Source organism: Sphingobacterium sp. GW821-FHT03E03, assembly GCF_059420745.1.
The window spans coordinates 230745-250254 of sequence record NZ_JBWKUH010000005.1 but is presented as its reverse complement, the minus strand read 5'-3'; the positions used below and the strand labels follow the sequence as shown (position 1 = coordinate 250254).

Sequence of the window (19510 nt, the reverse complement as noted above, 5' to 3'; positions counted from 1 at the left end):
AAGAAATCAGAATAGTGCAATTGTCGGGCATTAATCTTGAAAAAACGGTCGGCAAAACCAACAATGTTAATGCTATAAGCAAGCCTTACAGGCTTTTTTATGCGTATTCCGGCACCATATGATATCGGTCGTTGTTGATTTTAATCTTGTTTAATACTACTCAGGCGCACAGTATTTGTTCTTAATGAGCAGGATGACTGCAAGACGGCTAAGCTGATCCTTGATCTGCCGTCGTTTTGGTGTGGTTAATGACTCTTTTTGTCTCATAATTTAATAGTTGGGTTATCAACAAGAGTCTCGAGGGAGGTAGCAACTTACAAAATAGGAAAAGCTCCTACCTTCCACCGCCAACATGGTACCAGCAAGGACCTGACGCGGTTTCCAGTAGGAGCTTTTCCCAAAGATTGTACAAATATACAAAATTGGGATAATATGCTCCTAAAGGCCTCGCGTCGATAAAATTGCTGGTTTTAGTTGACGAGACTCAATCAGCGAACTGATTACCATACAAATATAAATAAACACACATTAATATCCAAAAATATTTTGTTTTTATCCAAGATGTTTTTGGTAAATCTAGAGATAGTTTTATGAAAATTCATATTGGTGAAATAATAAAAACAGAAGCAAAAAATCAAGGTGTTAGCAACGCTCGCTTAATGGAGGAAATAAATGTAAAAAATTCACAAAACATTGAATACGACTTAAAGCAAGAAACCCTATCAATCCAAAAATTGGCATTGTATACCTCGGCACTAAACCACAATTTTCTAAAATACTATACTGATCTGGAACCTTTCAAATCATTCTACGAAAAAGAAAATAACACTTCTGTGAATATGATCGAAACTTTGAAAGAGCAATTAGATCAACTTAACCGTACAATATCTATTCAAGAGGAAACAATACAAACGCAAAAGGAACTTATAGCTACTCAAAAAGCACTAATTGAATCGCTATCGAACAAAAAATAGCGCTCATTTAAAATTAGCAGCTTTCGTATCAGGCATCATAAACTGATCGAGATATAGCTTCTGCGATTTTGTCAAATGGAAGTTATAAAAGCAGAAAAAAATATAAATGATGAAGTCGATTTTTATCCATACCAATTATAAGCTATGGGAAAAATTTCGGAAGTCAAATCTAAGCATCCGTGATGGCCCACGTCCAATGATTGGCATTATTCCTTCCTAGTAAATTCCGTACTGATAACGAGCGTTAAAGCACAAGACTATTTCAAAAACTTTTGATATTTAAATTTCTTATCACTATATAAGTGATACCGATTAAAGTAAAACCAACTCTAACTAAGGCTCCTGAGTTACATCTGGAGGCTTTATTTTAAATCATCGTTGAATTTTCAAGAATACTTTTCATAATATTAGGTTAATAAATAAGGTAACTCCCCTTGCATCGCCCGATGATAGGGGAATTCTTTTTCGAGCCGTCCTGAAATAGTTATACAGTTTACCCAGAAAGGTACAGTTGGGGTACATTTCTTACCTAACTTGGCTGACCGTGAGTGCAACTGGGTAAACTTTGTACATAGATGGTACAGACCAGGTACATTTCTTACCTAAATTGGCCGGCCACGAGGCAAGCTGGTAAACTTTGTACCAAGATAGGTACAGATCGGGTACATTTCTTACCTAAATTGGCCCACCGCGAGTGAAGCTGGATAAACTTTGTACCTAGATAGGTACAGGTGGGGTATATATCACCAGAATATGCAATTATAGGAATGCCGATAAAAATATGCTAATATCTGGCGGAGAGATTGTCTTTGGTAGCCTCTTTATTTTAAATCCACATAAAGTCAATACAACGTTTACACAGATCTATAAATACTTTTCAAATTAGGTTAATAAAAAAGGCAACTCCCCTACCACCGCCCGATGATAGGGAGTTTTTTCGAGACCTTACAGCTATCCAAACAGAAAAGCCATTCCTGATTAGAAATGGCTTCAACATTATTTATAAACTTTAAAATGCTTGATTACAGTTTTTCGATCTCCTCGACAGAAAGACCTGTTCCTTTAGCAATATCAACTATAGGTAAACCCATTTTCTTAAACTCCAATGCTATTGCAATAGCTTCTTCCCGTTTGCCTTTTTCAATGCCTTGCTCAATACCAGTCTTAAGACCTTTTTCTCGTTCCTGTCTTTTTATTGTTTCGATAACTCCCATTTCAATTGTGCCTCCTGTCACTTGATAAGTGTACTTGTCAAATTTACTATTTATTTCTTTATCCCGTATAAAAAGAAAGCTCTTTAAAAACACTAAAAAGCTCATTATACGATCTTTACTGTATTTAGTATTTATGTTGAATTTTAGCGCGACATCTTTTGCATTTTGGCAGCCCTAGTTTGATTAACTAGTCCATAGACGTATAACTCGCATCGACGGCTAAGAATTCTTCACCATCTGGCGAGACATTGTACATTTTCACGTGAAGGCTATTATCGGTAGGTAATGGAATGTCAATGCGCCAACCCCAATCGGGATTATCGTGCACTTCATAAGAACCCCTTAAGGAAATATCTCCCCCCTCATTCATTGTACCATAGCAGTTCATGATCTTTCCACCCATGCCCCATGAATCAATCCATGATGCTGTAACTTCGGATTGTTCATTGTTGTTACCCACTAATAGCATTCCTTCCTGCGCCCCTCCCTCATGATGCCAGTCATAAGTAAACATCAGAAATTTGTTATTAGCAATGGCTTTTATAGCTAAGTTTGAATCCGAATTAAAATCAGGATCGGGCAACCAGCTTAGGATCAACCGATGGTTGCCTTTCCAAAGCCCAATGTATTTATTTTTTACGTCTTTTAGCTTCATCGTTATTTTCGTTATACCTCCAAACACGCTCCGTAGGAATTAGACTCTATTTTTGCTGCCGCATCACGTTCCAAAAATTATAATCCAACATCGGTGCTTTTAAAACGCCTACATTGTGCCCAATAGTAACTATTTGTCCGCGATGATAGATTGTGTGGATTAATAAATGCTGGAGGTACTCATATTTAGGGAAGTTTGACGAAAACCATTGGGATTCTATTAAATAGGGTTCGCTCATCGCTTCGATATTTTCTTTTACATATTCTGCCAAAAGTTTTGCCTCATTGACCAAGTTGGCCATCTCGTTTTCAATATCCACTGTTGTGGCGATGTATTCAAAACTTGGTGTTGGCGTTTCGCGGATTATCGAGGACCAGTATAATTGAGTATCACTAATATGTTTCAGTGTTTTTGCTATGCTACTAAAACTGGATTGACATTCCTTTTATAACAATTCTTGGGGGGAGGTTTTCAGCCAAGCGACCAATTGCTCTGCAACCCAAATGTTGTATTCAACGCTGTTTGTCATTGATGTACTTAAACTCATGGCATTCTTATTTTTTAAATCAATAAAACTTACAAATTAGGATGAATTCTACTATGCTTTCAAGAAGAAGGACATTTCCCGAGAAAGCTTGGTTATTTCTTCTATTAAATATAGCAAATATTCTAACTTAAAGTTCTACGAATAAGATATTTCCGCCAGCCAAATTGACAAGCCTCTCTGAAATTATTCCGAACATTGAAAAGTATTCCAGAGTCCGTCTAACTTTGACCATACTGGGGCAGATCTCTTTTGCTGCGGCCAGTGAATGCATACAACTAAAAATTTGGGTAGGCAAATAGTTGTAATCATATCTATAATACAAGTGAAATTTTAAAAAAGCTATAGACATAATTATAACTTTGGCAGACCGCGAACGAAGCTTAGTAAACTTTTTACCAAGATGGCATAGATGTGGTACATTTCTTACCAAATTGGCCGACAGCGAGCGAAGCTTGGTAAACTTTTTACCAAGATGGCACAGAGATGGTACATTTCTTACCTAAATTGGCCGATCGCGAGCGAAGCTTGGTAAACTTTTTACCAAGATGGCATAGATGTGGTACATTTCTTACCAAATTGGCCGACAGCGAACGAAGCTTGGTAAACTTTTTACCAAGATGGCATAGATGTGGTACATTTCTTACCAAATTGGCCAACCGCGAGTGCAGCTGGGTAAACTTTATAAATTAGAAAAACCATTCCCTTGCGGAAATGGCTTCAACATTATTTATAAACTTTAAAATGCTTGATTACAGTTTTTCGATCTCCTCGACAGAAAGACCTGTTCCTTTAGCAATATCAACTATAGGTAAACCCATTTTCTTAAACTCCAATGCTATTGCAATAGCTTCTTCCCGTTTGCCTTCAATCTTACCTTTCTGAACCCCTTTTTCTCGTTCCTGTCTTTTTATTGTTTCGATAACTCCCATTTCAATTGTGCCTCCTGTCACTTGATAAATGTACTTGTCAAATTTACTATTTATTTCTTTATCCCGTATAAAAAGAAAGCTCTTTAAAAACACTAAAAAGCTCATTATACGACCTTTACTATAACGATTCGTCTGTATCAATGTACGCGCAATCAAACTGCGTTGCTCAGCCAGCTCTTCCTCAGGAACCTTATCTTCCTGTAAAGACTTTTGACAAGCCAATACAATATACGCAAAAATATTATCCATAACAAGGAGCTCATCCTCGCTATGGTCGAAGATTTGATAACTCAGATAACGGAATTCCAACGATGTTCGGAACACCGTATAACCGTAGATAGCAGGTCGCCGTTGGCTACGATCGCCCGTAAAAACAGCTATCGTCTCTACCGGAACGCGGTATCGGTCCAATAGACGATAATGGTACTGAAATATCCGATGTGAAAATCCCGGATCATTGCCGCCCTCTATTTCCGTGTGTACCAAAATCCATTTTTCAGTGCCATCCCGCAAAAAAGCCTTGACCAAAAGATCTGCCATACGTTTTCCTTTCTTGCGCTCACGGTCAGGAATGATCTCCAACAACTCTTTATCCATAAAGGTCAGCCCACGCTCCAGATCAAAGACCACCTCTGCTTCGGGATACATAAACCGCAGAAAGTCGGGAAAGTTATCTTCAAAAACAGCCTTCAGAAGTTCATCGCTCTTCTTGGAAGGCCTAGACCCTTGCTTTACGCCCATAATTTGTGTCCTAATATTTATTAACCGGTTAACAGTACAAAGATAGGAAACAGCCAAGCAAAATACTAATTAAATTAGTATATTGCTTGAGATTTAATCCTAACGACGATGAAAATGGGAGCTTTTAGCAAGATCTTATATGCTCTAGTAAAGATTTCTAAAACTCTTCCTAGCCATCTCTTCGAATCCCTACGGAAAAGGCGAGCGTTCAGTAATTTAATTAGAAATGAGCAGCTGGGTAAACTTTGTACCTAGATAGGCACAGATAGGGTACATTTCATCCACAACACTTCAAAAAATCAATAGACATGTAGTATATAACGTGGATACATTAGAACCCCATACGGCAAAAATATTTAATTTTTAAAATATCGAGGGACATTTTATATTTTAAATCGACTTATTTTTAAACTTAGCAACAACAATTATTCGAAATCTTAAGTCTTTTACGAAAAGAACAATATTAATGATTGTAATTTCGCCTATGACATTTAGTTGTAGGAACAACGACTACAATTAATTAACGACTATAAGACAGGTGCAAAAGGAACACCATGTAATTAAGAGGATTATGAAAATACTTACAATCATTTTGACAAATATTGTATTCTGCCTGATGTTGGCAGGATGCACGACTAGGAAACAAGTTAATACTTTAGGGAAAATTAAGTGGACGAGCAAAAATGACAAATCAATTGAAAAGGGTACTGTTGGGATATTAATACAGCTTTACGATTTCAAGACTAAACAACCAATTGCTATTGCTGATGTAAAACATGTACCCGCAACCACTAAAGACTCCACTTTGAATACTAAGTTGTTAATTTTTAAAGAGAATTTGGTGCCTCAAATAATTGAGATTGCAAAACCAGGAAAGATTAGAAGGCTTATCGTCCCAAAGTTTAAAGGGAAAAACTTATTGATTTACAAATTATATCTAGTCCCAGATACCTATCCAATTTATTAGTATTAGCGTATTTGAAGAAATGCCGAAGGCATTAAAGTTGTTTTCGGCATTTCTGTTTTAAAAGGTATCCGTCCTACCAAGTACATATTGACTTAGATTCCATCAGTGGTTAGCTTGCAGCTATTAACGACATTCAAGAAAAACGTGAGCGTATGAGGTCAAGAAAGAGCGATGTTGAGATTTATCCCAACGGTGTGCATATAATTGGAACAGACTGGGGTAGTTTCCTCCCTAAAATTCCATGCAATGAGCGCGGTTAGGTAAACGTTATACCTAGATCGGGCAACTTGTTTACAACCTCGAGCCTTGTTTGTAGATGCTTTATAGCTCTTTATGTACCTGCATGTAGACACTTTGTAGATTCCTTTCTCTTGGAAGTGCTTGTTGACCAGTTTATATTTGTGTTATCCTTTTTTACAGCAAAAACAATATTTACCATGACACCCGTACAGCCAATCGGCAGCTTGTCAGAGAAAAATTTGGTTTCTTGGTATATATTTTTTGCAGAATTTAAAACAAAAAAAATGAAAACACCAAAAATAGTCCCTTTTGAAATACCCAATGACGGTAAAGATATATTTGAAATTGGCGATTTTTCATTTGAAATCATTCAGGAAAAATGCGAGTGGCATATACCCGAGTTCAGCAAAGAGCTACTGACCCGCATTACGGCCAAAACCCCAGAGGTAAAAAAAGCCATCGAAGCCAAACTGCTGGATGATGATGTGGAGGAAGAAGAGGCGGAAGTGCATATTGATTTCCCGGGCATTGGCGTATACAAAAATGGCGTTCCCGAAGGAAGTTTTGAAATTAAAGAAGACAAATGCTCCGATCCCTACGCTCATGTATGGAAAAACGGATTCCAGTATAGCCTCGATTTTTTTGGAGTCATCACGTTTAAGGATGGTTGGATGGCCTATAATGGTTACCTGAAGCCTCCTTACGACAACAAGCCCGTCTTTCCGGTCAAAATCTATAAAAAATTTGATGTTACCACCTTGGAATGGAGCAACTATAAATTTACTTCCTACGAAGAAACATTGGATGCACCGCTGGAAACGGTCCAATTTTTGACCCTTTGCAATCCTGAGTTTAAAGAATTTCCAGACAGGTTTTTTGATTTTAAAAATCTAAAAGAGCTGGTTATTTCCTGCCAATCGCCGATGGAAATATTGCCTTTGAAATCATTGCCCGAAGAAATCGGTGAATTGCAATATCTGGAAGAGATTTCGATAAATAAAACGCAGTTCGAAACATTGCCCCAAAGTATCGGAAAACTAAAAAAGTTGTCCAGGTTTTATTTCAATATGGGTCAGTTGAAATCCGTTCCCGATGGATTGTTCCAATTGCCTCAATTAGAATTTTTAATGTTGTCGGGGCATCAATTGGAAAAATTACCGGACGAAGTCAATTTGCCGACACTAAAAACAGTGGATTTGAGTGACAACAAACTTAAATCCGTGCCAGTCAAACTTTTGCTGCAACCTAACCTCGAGCACATATCACTCCAAAACAATCTCCTGGAAAGTTTGCCACCTGCAATCAATTCTGTAGCAGAGGTAGAACTGTCCATAGGCGATAAAAGGCGCTTGATGGACTTTGATTATCAGGGTGCCGATGGAAAAGGGACACGCGAGTGGAACGACACGTTGTTTTATGCTAAAAATGACAAGATACTGCAGCAGCGCGTCAAAGAAATATTCACCGAACTGAACATCGAGCCCCGCCATCAAAATGCGCTGTACGCGCTGGCCAAAAGTACCATTGCCTTTAGCCTGGGAGAAACCGAAGATTATACCCAATTGGGCAATCACCGCTTCGGCGGTATGCCAGACTTGCCGGCAAACATAGTTTATCCTAAATTTTCAGAAAAAAATGAGGAGGACGAAAAAACATTTTTATACGAGTTTATTGCTCAGGTAAACTGTGAAGAGGTGAGCGGGTTGCAAAATTACCTGCCACGAAAAGGTATGCTGTTCTTTTTCTTGGAAACGATGCATAATATTTATCAGATGCATACCGGCAAGCCTACAAAGCGGCACCAGGTTTCAGTTCAGTACCGAAGACTATTTTGAAATGACCGAACCTGCCTACTTGTCCAATAAGGCTATCGCCGTAAAAGAAGTCTCGTTCCCATCGTTTTACGCAAGCTATGTAAACGAATATCTCTTTCAGGCAGATGCGGCCATTTTAAAAGATGAAGACCATGATAATGAGCTCTTCGATGACCTGGCTGATTCCGGGGCCAATCAACGCAGTTACCCGCACGCCATCAATAGCTATGGATTCACACAGCACGAATCGCCCGAACTGCAGGCTTCCTTAAAACTGAAAGGAAGGCCCGAAGACTGGACCATCCTGCTGAAAGTAGGCTCAACAGGTGATTTTATGTGGGGCGATTCAGGCGATCTCTTTTTTGTGATCCACAAAAGCGATTTGGCCAAAGGTGATTTCAGCAATGTTTTTGTAACACTGGAAAGTAGTTAAAAATTGAAAATTTCCTATTGACATTTTCAGAAGTGGATTCAAAGGATATTTATCTTCATTATTGAGAAATTCAATCAGGTTACCCAATTTATATTCCAACACACCAGTGAATTTAAAGGCTTTGATATTAGCTATCAAGTGGGTAAATATCTTTGGGGCTTTAATATTATTTTTGATAAAAAGATAGATCCGCTTATTAGAATTGAATATGCTTGTCGGTATCCCAGCGCATATTATTCCGAACAATGAAAAGTAGTCCACAATCCATTCAACTTTGACCACACCGAGGCGGATCTCTCTTGCGGCGAAAACTGATGGAAAATAATGGTATGATCTGTACCGGGACAGGCTCTCACATGTATTGTTGAATGCAATGTGATGGGCTGCTTGCCCATATAGTCCACCATTTGAATTGTACCAGTAAAGGTAGATTCATCTTCCCCCTGAGGCTCGGCTAATTTCTCGAATTTCGCCTTGGTTTTCATGATCAGATCCTTTGGCAGGGCACGTTTTTCTATGTTGCGATACACAAGTCCATCGAAATACATAGACAGATTATTTTCAATTGTTTTTGAATCGAGTACCTGCTGGCCTTCTACATACCACAAGAAAGCATAAGACCAGTACTCTTCGCTCCCAGGCTTGCTCCAACCTGTCGCAAAACGTACGTCTTCTACACCTTTGTATGGAATCTTAGGTGCAAAATCTATCGGTATCGGAAAACGTTCTATTCCCCAGCCATCAAGGCTAAGATTATAAGGAGCTTGCCAAGCTACTGGATCGAATTTTTCTTGTGCCGGTAGGCCTAAATTGATGGCCAAAGCAAAAATTAATAAAAAGAAACACCTCATCATAATTAACTCATTTATTGCTGGTTAGTCTAAGGTAACAATAAATGTTTATCCGAGCGTGGATAATTTTCCAAAACCAAAAAATAAAAGCATTATATACTCTTTCTCCAAAAATTCAGCAAGCCATTACATGCTGTGTACTCCATATTGAAGCTCAATGGAATCTCGTCCCATCCACTCCAATAGGTAACGACCCTCGTTCCGATAGGCATTTTTTGGAGCTGGTCTCGGAGGTACTTTGTGTAAGTATAATAGAGATCCCTGTTGGGAAGTATTGAATTATCGATTGGGCAGGATTGATCCAGGTTCTCATAAAAAGAATTATAGAAATAGAATGCATCGTAGTCTTCGAAAGAGACCTGATCAATATTGGCATGAATGAATTCCACGTTTTGTATATCATGCTTTTTGGCCAGACTGTTGGAAATGCGGACGAGTGATTCGCGTTGTTCGACACCATAGAACCTACCATTTGTGCAGGCTGCCCCCACTAAACAAAATTTGCCGGCACCAGCACCGATATCCAGCACTTTGTCATTTGAGCTTTCAACTAAATATTGTGAAGCCATCTTAGCCACATCCACAGGAGTCCAATGACGTGCTGCAAGCTCTCTAATTTTTGGAGAATAAAGACCGTTGAATGTACCGTCATCTACATCCACGTCGGATCGCAATAATTTAAAAACCATTTGTTTCGTTTGTAAGGATTAAATAGCCCTAACTGAAGAGCAAGGGAACAATCAGAGTTGCCTAAGAAAGTGTATTTTGCCCGATTTAGGGTCTATTTCTACGAGTACCTTTCGATGGTTCTCATATTCGTAGATATACCAATTGGGATGTTCAGGATCTCCAGCTGAATATGTACTTAATACCTGGTCGTGGTTTGATGTTGATATTTCTAGTGGATTATTATCCATTCTGGGCATTCATATTAGTGTCCTCTAATTTACGATTTCCTGTTTTATTGTGCAATAGTACCTAGCGTCCATCTAAAACTAAAGACTTTAAACTTAACGCAAATGCTTGGTCTATTTTTTATTTATCCAATGTTTCATAAACAGAGTTCTGGGATCGATACTCAGGTACAATATCCTTAATCAGCTGCACCAAGCGCATTTTATCTTGGTTTGGATCAGCTGCTTTCGCAAGTGTACATAATTGCTCCACACGTGCTTTCTGCAATGTTAAGTCTGGAGTATTAACCTTAGCGATCATAATCTTTTCATGGTAGGTCTTCTCCGTATTCTCGCCATTGGCCAAAAGCTCTTCAAAGATTTTTTCCCCAGGACGCAGACCAACAATTTTAATATCAATATCTTCGGGATAATTATATCCTTTGAGCCGGATCATCTGCTTGGCCAGATCCATAATTTTCACAGGCTCCCCCATATCAAAGACAAATATCTCGCCCCCTTTACCCATTACTGCAGCTTCTTGTACCAATTGACAGGCCTCGGGTATGGTCATAAAATAGCGGGTTATATTCTCATCGGTAATTGTGAGTGGCCCCCCCTTGAGCATCTGCTTTTCAAATAATGGTATCACTGAGCCATTAGACCCCAATACATTGCCGAAGCGGGTCACAATAAAATTCGTCTTCGAGTGTATATTGACCGTTGATATCGCGATTTCCGCAACACGTTTGGTCGCACCCATGACATTCGTCGGATTGACAGCCTTATCGGTAGAAACCATTACAAACTTGGATACATGGTATTTATCGGCCAACAGTGCCACATTGTAAGAGCCCCATACATTCGTTAAAATCGATTCGTAGGGATTAGCCTCCATTAATGGCACATGCTTGTAAGCTGCCGCATGGAATACATAGGTCGGACGATAGAATTGGAACAAAGTCTCCATAAAAGATTCATCCCGAACATTTCCTACAATAAAGGTACAACGCGAAAAATGACTGGAACTGCTTAGCTCCTGTTGTATATCATACAAAGCCGATTCGGCCTGATCTACTACAATAAGCTGCTTCAAATCGGTGTGGGCAAGCTGCCGCACCAGTTCACCACCTATCGAACCGGCACCACCTGTGACGAGTACGATCTGGTCTTTCATTTCCGAGGCAATGGTAGGATTTTCCAGATCAATGGCTTTGCGTCCCAATAGGTCTTCAATACGTAGGCTCCGGATTTGCCTTGTCGCTACTTCTCCCGCCAACAGACGGGCAGTATCCGGAATCATTTTAACAATTAACGGAATCGGTTCGGCGAGTTTAAACACTTTATTTAAACGCTCTGGTTTACGGTCATCCACCGCTATAATAATTTCAGAAGCATTACCATGCCGTAATACAAAACCTTTATTTAGGACATTTATATCATGGATTTTAAAACCTTGAATACGGTTACCGATACGATGTGGATTATCGTCCATAATGGCGACGATACGGTATTTGTTACGGGATGTGGTATGGATAAAGTGAAAAGTGGTGTTCCCCATATTACCCGCGCCAAAAAGGATCACAGGAATACGGTTGTCTTTACCTCCCCACATCAGTTCATGATACAAGGCCCGATATAGCACACGGCTGAAGGTCATGCCAAAACCAGCTATTAGTGTATGAAAAAGAAGCTGTGTGTCCGAAAAAGGCAACATCGCATTGTAAGAAGGATAAAACCACTCTATTCCTTTACAAATCAGTACAGCGGAAAAATAAGCCAGTCCGATCGCCAAGACAATACGCTGCAATTCACGGATACCAGTTTTATGGACAACCCCCTTAAACGTGCCGAAAATACAGAACCAGATCAGATAAACAACCGAAACAAGCAGCGCCTGTCTGACCATATCGTCAATCTCCACTCCCCCTCTATGCTTGAATATAAGAACATAACTGATAAAAAAAGCTGTCACGACAATGATCATGTCCAACAGCAGAATTATCCAACGAGGCTTGTTGATCGACAAGCCCTCTTTCCATAAATTACTCATTTAACTTCTATAACAATATTATATACTTTAATCGCAAAATGCCACTAAAAAGTATCCCTTTCACTAATTAAATATTTGAAGTTCCCTTCTTTTATATCATTACATTTATCGTACCTAAATAGTCCTAGTGGTCACATTTTTCAAAAAAAAGCTTTATTGAAGAAATATGTACAATAAGACATAGGTATTAATTTTATGCAATTAAGAATATTTAACCGAACGCGAAATTACTAAATTAAACAGTGAATTATTAATAAAACAATTGATACACTACATAAAAATTGTTTTTTAAAAAGGATGCATTTAGTTCCCGTTATATTATTATCGCATTGAAATCATTATCTTTGGACAAATTATTTTTGCTAAGAATCTAGATGGACAGCCAACTAAAGGATATATTTTTTCAATTGCTACGAATCGGCTTATGGGGAGAAGGAGCCTTATTTTTAGACCAACCACTGACTACTGATAATTGGAATAAAATACATCATTATGCCATCGACCATACGGTAGAAGGTTTAATTTACGACAGCTTCTCTTTTTTAGAAGAAAATCAACTTCCGCCGCAATCGCTAAGATTAAAATGGGCTGTAAGAATAGACCGTGTCGAACGGAATAATCTACAAATGAACGAGGTCATCGCAAAGCAGTTTGATTCTTTTAATGCATTAGGGCTCTGCCCAATCTTGCAAAAGGGCCAGGGTGTGGCAAACTGTTACCGCATTCCACTTCATCGTATGAGTGGAGATGTCGATTGGTATTTTGAAGCAGATGGGTATGCTGTAGCCCGTAATCACTTGAAAACACAAAGCATAGTTTTTCAGGATACCGCAGGATTTAGCCTGGACTATGATTGGCAAGGGGTTCATATTGAACATCATAAAAAGCTTTTTGACATCCGTAGCCCATTAAAATACAGTTATTTAAGAAAGATTTCTAGAAAATATAGCGATAGGTATGACAAATTGCTAATTCACAATATACCAATCAGGTTACTCGCACCCGAAATGCAGCTACTGCAAGTAAATTCTCATATTTTGAAGCATTTATTGGGGTTTGGAATTGGACTTCGGCAGTTTTGCGATTCAGCCCGCCTCTATTACACCCTTTCAAACAAAATTGATCTCATCGCTCTAAAACAGATCTATAAGAAAGCGGGTATATTGAGATGGAGTCATTTATTACATAAAATTTTGGTTGATTATATTGGACTGCCAAAATCTTATGTTCCATTTCCCTACCCCGAAGATCTAGATGTTACATGGATGATCAACGAGGTCTGGTATGCTGGAAGTTTCGGTTATAATGATGAAAGATTTAAAGGAGGAAACACAATATCGACAATATCGGTTCAGCCTAAAGCTTCAAAACGTCTTTTTCTAAATTTCCTCCGTTATTTTAAATACGCTCCACAGGAAGCACTTTTCTACTATTGGGTACAGGCATATTCTAAATTTATCGGGAAAGATATGGATTAGATTTTAAAATTTACAAATAAAGGGCAGCTCTTATTTCTTTTTGCAAAGAGCTGCTCTTTATAAATACTAGACTTGCTGTTGCGAAAGTCCAATATTTATTTATAATTTTTCTTCCGTTTTCTTACTCTTTTCAGCCTCTATGGATTTACTTTCCTGCTGTTGCTGAATATTTGATTGATTTCCTTCCAATTCTTCAGCTTTGACTCCCTTTGGATTGCTCCATAATTTCTTTTTATAGGCATCCAACTTCTCTTCTACTTTCCTCCCATCCAATAATTGCCCACCATTCTCAGATTCTTTGACATTTTGCAACATACCTGGAGATGATTCGCGCACAATTGTACTTGCAAACTTATTTTGTACAAAGAAATCGTCCATAGTCATATCATATAGCCCTTTGTCCGGATCAGAAATATCAACTTGCACTAAACTGTAACGCAATTGCGGGAAATAGAGCCAAAATGCGGGCGTCGCGCCCACAGATTCTGCAAGCTCCGCAGACGTGGTAATATTCATTAACGGAGCTACGCCTATAATACGTGTCTCTAATCTGCTCCGTTGTTTATCGAAGAAGATATCTTCTTTAACACGAAATTTTGTCACCCGGCTTGGATCAAATTCATTGAGCGCCATCTTAGAATCAATCTGGTTTCCTTCGCCATCAAAGATGGGTACCAATACACTATCCGCAAAGCGGGTCATTCCTTCTTGTGCACTTAGCCGTCCTTTGAATGAATCGTCATCTGGACTATATAGTGATAATTTTCCTTTTTCAATCGCTTTCATCACGACCTCAATTAAGGAATTTCCTGGAATAGCCAAGATATAGTTTTTTTCATCTTTAAGGTCGATATCACGCCAAACGCGCTTATAAAACCGAATATTCTTTTTATTTACTTCGGGATAGGCAAAGGGCACAGCATCTTCCATATTATTGGCCTGATAAAAACCATCTGTCGTAGGGATCGTGTCGGGATTAATTTCTCCTGACACAACTGGTATTGCAGGCATTACTTTATTTAAAGTATCCTGTCTTCTAGGAACAGTATCTATTGTCGTCTCTTGCTGGGCGAACAACGATCCCATGACCAATGTCATGGAAGCTGTTATTAATATTTTCATGTTCATCATTATTGAATTTATATTTTACAGCCAAGATTAATACTTACGCGTTTTACTTTGCACTGTAGGCATCTCGAATGCGGACATCACACAACGGAAACCGATATAAGAATGCGGTTCGTAATCCACCGAATAATTACGTGTCTCACTATTCAGTTGTTCACCATTATCTTTCCATGAACCACCACGTACGACCTTCCGTTTGAGTGCGTCGCCATCCTTTTCATCAGCGTCATATAATAATGCAGGATTAAGGTCATTTACAAATACGACTGCAGACGGGCTGTAGGCATCTAATGTCCATTCGGAAACATTCCCCGCCATATTATAAATACCAAAAGCATTAGGCATATATGACTTAACAGGCAATGTGAATGTTGCACCATCCCGTGAATAAGTACCATCTCCTTGTTTAAAGTTTACAGCTAACTTCTTTTTACCTTCAACACCATCAATAGTCATTCTTGAACCCGCAATTGTATCTTGTGGATCTAATTTTCCCGAAGCCGCATATTGCCATTGCGCTTCTGTAGGAAGGCTCAAACTTAACTGATAACCATTAAGATAAGAGTTTTTCAAGACTGTAGCCGCCATTTCATTGGCACGCCAATCGGTAAACGCCCGCGCTTGTCTCCATGTAACACCCACAACAGGGTAGTAATCAAAAGACGGATGCGTAAAGTAATTCGCATCTAAAGAAGCTAACTGTGCATTTGGAAAATCTTTCGTCCAAATATCTTCTACCGGCATGACCGCTACAGAATCAGTAACATACGATTTTTTCACATTACCTTTTGATTGCAAATACGAAAACCGATATTTAATTACTTCGGGGTTGAGCGCTCTTCGATTTCCTTTCATTTCCAACATAGGAGCCAATCGCTCTTGAATACTGGGGTCATTGCTTTTCCACAGCGGAGACACTTTCTTGACTTTCGCCCAATTAATTCTGCGTTGTCCAACTTGTTCACCTGCTATTTCTAAAAAGAATTGATCATCCTGTAAGTAATCTGTGACTGCAACCGAGTCAGCTACCCAGTTGACAAATTCACGATATTGTTTATTTGTTACTTCAGCTTCATCAATAAAAAATGCACTTACGCTCACATTTTTACCAACATTGCCACTATCAAGTGACCCTTTGAAAAGTATAGTTCCTGAGGGAACATAAATCATACCTGGAGGCGCAGGTAACTTACCTCCTCGAAAAGCATTTACTTTTGGGGCCTTATAGATTGCCGAATTTGATTTACAGGCAGAGAAACTAATTAAGATTGCTAAGGCTAAAAATCCAAATACTGGATTTGTAAATTGTCTGCATATTTTATTTTTCATTTCTTTTATTTGTCTTTAAAACATTAAGCTATCTATCTCCGGTTGAAAAGCGCATACTTTAGGCCGACAGAAACAAATCCATATTGATCATTATTTCTGTTTATTATCCCGTCTAGATTATCATTTGTTGTCAAAGTATGCTGGTAATTCACATTGATAGCCCATTGCGGCCCATATAAAGTTCGACCAAAGGGAATATCTACACCGACATTCAGAGGGATTACAAAATGAATTTCACCTAAATCTTCAGCGAGTTCTCCACCCAGATTTACAATAGCATCGCCATATTTAGGGTCTAAATTTCTCGCAATACGATTTTTCACCAATCCTGCGCCAGCGCCAACGTAGATATTCGAAAGAATGCGTGAAAATGTATTTGCTCCTAAAGTGTAATAGCTATAATTGTTGGAATGATCCAAAAATTGTCCCAAACGAACCTTTCCGTTTATATTTCCAGCAAAGTAACGGTTCTCAAAATCGCTATTGTATCCATTGCCACTCAATGTGCCTTTTTCACCATGCAGACCTACAGATATATAGGGTGTGATTAAATAATCCAGCTCTCCATAGAATGCAAACTTCGATTCGACATTCCCCAAATCTGTTAAGTTAAATGTAGCACCAGCCCCGGCTCCCACACTAACAGGTCGTGAAAACTGCGCGTACACAGCTACAATTCCAAATAAAAACAATCCAATAAATGTGCTTAATAGTTTTTTTCTCATAGTGATTGATTAGCAATAACAAAAGTCTATAGTCAAAACGTTTGGTATTAGATATTATTATAAAATTAAAAACCCAAGTCGATGTAATCGACTTGGGTTTAAACAACAATAAGGCCAAAATGCCCTAATTGTAGGATTATTTTATATTTAAGCGATCCTTCAGATCCTGCCACACTTTAGAAAATCCTGTTTTCTTTTTCCCTTTATCACCATAGCCGTAGCCATAACCATAGCCGTAGCCATAGCCTCTAGCGAAATCGACATCATTTACTACAGCTGCAAGATTTTTTAACTTACCATCTACATATAGCTCGCGAGGTACTTGTAGGAGTCTTTTATCGAGATAATTAACACGTGATACATATAATGTTAAATCAGCATTGTGTGCAATCAATAGTGTATCCGTTACTAAACTTACTGGAGCGGTATCAACCAAAATATAATCGTAATGTCCACGTGCATATTTAATCACATCGTCGAAATGCCCATTCATCAATAATTCAGCAGGATTTGGAGCAATATAGCCTGAATACACCACATCAAAATCGTAGTTACCTGGTTTCTTGATAATGATATTGTCCACGTCCATTTCCGGATTAATCAGGAATTGTGTGATCCCTACATTTGTATGTTGTAAATGAGACAGGCCTAAATAATCCAATACTTTTGGACTACGAATATCTGCCCCTATCAAGAGCACCTTCTTTCCAGACATGGATAAGATTTGGGCAAGATTTGTTGTAACAAAGGACTTACCCTCACCTGAAATAGTTGAAGTTACGAAGACTACTTTTGAAGCATCTTTTTGATCCGCTCCGAACATAAAGTTCATATTAGTTCTTAAGATTCTGAATGCTTCAGCCAGCGAAGAACGATCATTTAAATGTACAATTGTATCTTCTGCAGTCGGAATTTCCCCTAAGACAGGTACCTTAACAATATCTTCTATATCTTTTCGAGAGTGAATTTTATTGTCTAATAAAAATTTCAAATAGATAACAATAAATGGAATTAAAAAACCGAAAATGAGTGCCCCCAGTAAGGTTATCGCTTTACGTGGAGACACTGGACTACTACTACCATACGCCGTATCAATAATCTTTAAATTATCTGGTGTTGCAGCAGCTTTTACTTCGCTCTCTTCTCGTTTTTGCAACAACAACAAATATAAAGACTCTACTATCTGTTGTTGACGTGATATTTTTTTGAAGCCTTTTTCTTGGCTTGGAATTGAATTAATACGGTCTTTAATTTCATTAGATTTATTCTGAATACTACTTAGAGCCAACTGAGTCACCTTCTGATAATTTTTGAGAGATTGACGAATATTCTTATCGTTTTCTTCAATGTTCTCATTCAAAGCAATCACAGCTGGATTTTGATCAGACGCAGATTTCAATAGATCATCTCTTTCCAGAATCAACTTATTATAGGCAACAATAGCATTAGTTATGGACACGTCTTGCAAACCAATATTGGAAGGTAATAATTTTCCTACTTCCTGATTTTTCAAGAAGTCATTCATGTGGTCAACTAATTGTAACTGTGTCTTATACTCTAGTACTTTCTTATCATTTTCAGCCGCATTATTAAAAAACACCCCCGCTTCAGTAGCCATATCTACCATAGAATTAGCCGATTTAAAATCTGCCGCCTGTTCATCCGCTCCAGACAGGTCCTTCGAAATCAATACTAAACGCTTATTTATAAAGTCGGATGTTGCACGAGTCATGCGTAATTTATCATTCGTTAGATCGACATTATAGATATCAATTAGTGAATTTAAAACAAGTTCTGCCTTTTTACTTAATTCCGAAACCATTGCAAAATTTACAATATAAGATTGCATCTCCTTATTCGGAGTAATATTAATTGTAGCTAAATTTTTATCTACAGCCCAATCTCTAGGAATTATATTGATAATATACTCACTTTCAGCATCCAATGTATTTGCAACATTCCTTCTAAAAATAAATACCTGGTTTCCAATTCTTGTTTCGGTGTCAAAAGTAACATCAAAATTCTTGTTAGACACTAAATCTTTAACATGCAAGTGTTTACTATCTCTGATACTTATTTTTATAGATAGTAATGTAGAATCTTGATCTCCTTGAGGTTGAATGACAAAAGGCATCTCCCTTTCTAATATCTCAGAGGATCTTATTTTACCTTTTTTCTCATAAATTATATTTAAATGATTTTGATCAACCACTTTCCGCATCAGTCTTCTAGAATACAGCACTTCGATTTGATCTGTCACAAATGCAGTTCTTGACCCTCCGAACCCCATGCTGCTACTTAATTCGGTAATTCCTGCTAATTCTCCAGCTGAGGCACTGCGTTCATCTTTTAATAGAATCTTTGCAGTGGTATTATATGATTTCTTTGCATAGCGTAAATAAACTAAAGCTATACTAACACTGAGGAAAATTGCAATTAAAAACCATTTCCAATAAAAAGCATATTGTTCAAATAGCTGTCTTAAATTGATTTCTTCTTCCTGCTTTTCTTTTGAGTATATAGATTGTTGTTCCATGAA

Annotated in this window: 15 protein-coding genes and 1 pseudogene; 5 read left to right on the top strand and 11 right to left on the bottom strand. The window is 38.1% G+C overall.

Features of this window, described 5'->3' with window-relative positions; genetic code table 11:
• The first annotated feature begins 590 nt into the window (after positions 1-590).
• Complete coding sequence (locus tag AC07UV_RS08860; protein ID WP_495183415.1) at positions 591-974, top strand: hypothetical protein; 384 nt, start codon at positions 591-593, stop codon at positions 972-974.
• Positions 975-1996: 1022 nt separating this feature from the next.
• Here AC07UV_RS08860 and AC07UV_RS08855 read toward each other — a convergent pair.
• From AC07UV_RS08855 to AC07UV_RS08840, 4 genes and pseudogenes are all read right to left on the bottom strand, one after another.
• Positions 1997-2293, bottom strand: a complete 297-nt coding sequence (locus AC07UV_RS08855; RefSeq protein WP_495183414.1) for a hypothetical protein — start codon at positions 2291-2293, stop codon at positions 1997-1999.
• 82 nt (positions 2294-2375) lie between these two features.
• Positions 2376-2843, bottom strand: coding sequence for a DUF1579 family protein (locus tag AC07UV_RS08850; protein WP_495183413.1), 468 nt, complete (start codon positions 2841-2843; stop codon positions 2376-2378).
• Between the two features lie 46 nt (positions 2844-2889).
• Positions 2890-3273: pseudogene (locus AC07UV_RS08845) on the bottom strand (DinB family protein); the annotation flags it as partial.
• Between the two features lie 866 nt (positions 3274-4139).
• Positions 4140-5060, bottom strand: coding sequence for an RpnC/YadD family protein (locus AC07UV_RS08840; RefSeq protein WP_495183412.1), 921 nt, complete (start codon positions 5058-5060; stop codon positions 4140-4142).
• A gap of 571 nt (positions 5061-5631) precedes the next feature.
• Between AC07UV_RS08840 and AC07UV_RS08835 the strand changes: the two genes are divergently transcribed.
• From AC07UV_RS08835 to AC07UV_RS08825, 3 genes are all read left to right on the top strand, one after another.
• Positions 5632-6027: a hypothetical protein gene (locus AC07UV_RS08835; RefSeq protein ID WP_495183411.1), complete on the top strand. Its 396-nt coding sequence runs from the start codon at positions 5632-5634 to the stop codon at positions 6025-6027.
• A gap of 524 nt (positions 6028-6551) precedes the next feature.
• On the top strand, positions 6552-8102 hold the full coding sequence (locus AC07UV_RS08830; RefSeq protein WP_495183410.1) for a leucine-rich repeat domain-containing protein: 1551 nt from the start codon (positions 6552-6554) through the stop codon (positions 8100-8102).
• Position 8103: 1 nt separating this feature from the next.
• Positions 8104-8514 (top strand): DUF1963 domain-containing protein, encoded by a 411-nt coding sequence (locus tag AC07UV_RS08825; protein ID WP_495183409.1) that lies wholly within the window; start codon positions 8104-8106, stop codon positions 8512-8514.
• Between the two features lie 233 nt (positions 8515-8747).
• Here AC07UV_RS08825 and AC07UV_RS08820 read toward each other — a convergent pair whose 3' ends face one another.
• The 3 genes from AC07UV_RS08820 to AC07UV_RS08810 form a co-directional block, all read right to left on the bottom strand.
• Positions 8748-9368: a hypothetical protein gene (locus AC07UV_RS08820; RefSeq protein ID WP_495183408.1), complete on the bottom strand. Its 621-nt coding sequence runs from the start codon at positions 9366-9368 to the stop codon at positions 8748-8750.
• An 89-nt stretch (positions 9369-9457) separates the two neighbouring features.
• A complete protein-coding gene (locus tag AC07UV_RS08815; protein WP_495183407.1) occupies positions 9458-10054 on the bottom strand; it encodes a methyltransferase domain-containing protein in 597 nt (198 codons plus the stop codon).
• 346 nt (positions 10055-10400) lie between these two features.
• Positions 10401-12311: a polysaccharide biosynthesis protein gene (locus AC07UV_RS08810; protein WP_495183406.1), complete on the bottom strand. Its 1911-nt coding sequence runs from the start codon at positions 12309-12311 to the stop codon at positions 10401-10403.
• A gap of 374 nt (positions 12312-12685) precedes the next feature.
• Between AC07UV_RS08810 and AC07UV_RS08805 the strand changes: the two genes are divergently transcribed.
• Entirely contained in the window at positions 12686-13789 is a 1104-nt protein-coding gene (locus tag AC07UV_RS08805) for a nucleotidyltransferase family protein (RefSeq protein ID WP_495183405.1), read from the top strand.
• 99 nt (positions 13790-13888) lie between these two features.
• Here AC07UV_RS08805 and porN read toward each other — a convergent pair whose 3' ends face one another.
• The 4 genes from porN to AC07UV_RS08785 all read right to left on the bottom strand — a co-directional run bounded on the left by porN (position 13889) and on the right by AC07UV_RS08785 (position 19507).
• Complete coding sequence (gene porN / locus AC07UV_RS08800) at positions 13889-14911, bottom strand: type IX secretion system ring subunit PorN/GldN (protein ID WP_495183404.1); 1023 nt, start codon at positions 14909-14911, stop codon at positions 13889-13891.
• 36 nt (positions 14912-14947) lie between these two features.
• Positions 14948-16246 (bottom strand): T9SS ring complex lipoprotein PorK/GldK, encoded by a 1299-nt coding sequence (gene porK, locus AC07UV_RS08795; RefSeq protein WP_495183403.1) that lies wholly within the window; start codon positions 16244-16246, stop codon positions 14948-14950.
• Between the two features lie 32 nt (positions 16247-16278).
• Positions 16279-16971 carry a hypothetical protein gene (locus AC07UV_RS08790; protein ID WP_495183402.1) on the bottom strand — a complete coding sequence of 231 codons (693 nt, stop codon included), beginning with the start codon at positions 16969-16971 and terminating at the stop codon, positions 16279-16281.
• A 136-nt stretch (positions 16972-17107) separates the two neighbouring features.
• On the bottom strand, positions 17108-19507 hold the full coding sequence (locus AC07UV_RS08785) for a GumC family protein (protein WP_495183401.1): 2400 nt from the start codon (positions 19505-19507) through the stop codon (positions 17108-17110).
• Positions 19508-19510 lie beyond the last annotated feature (3 nt).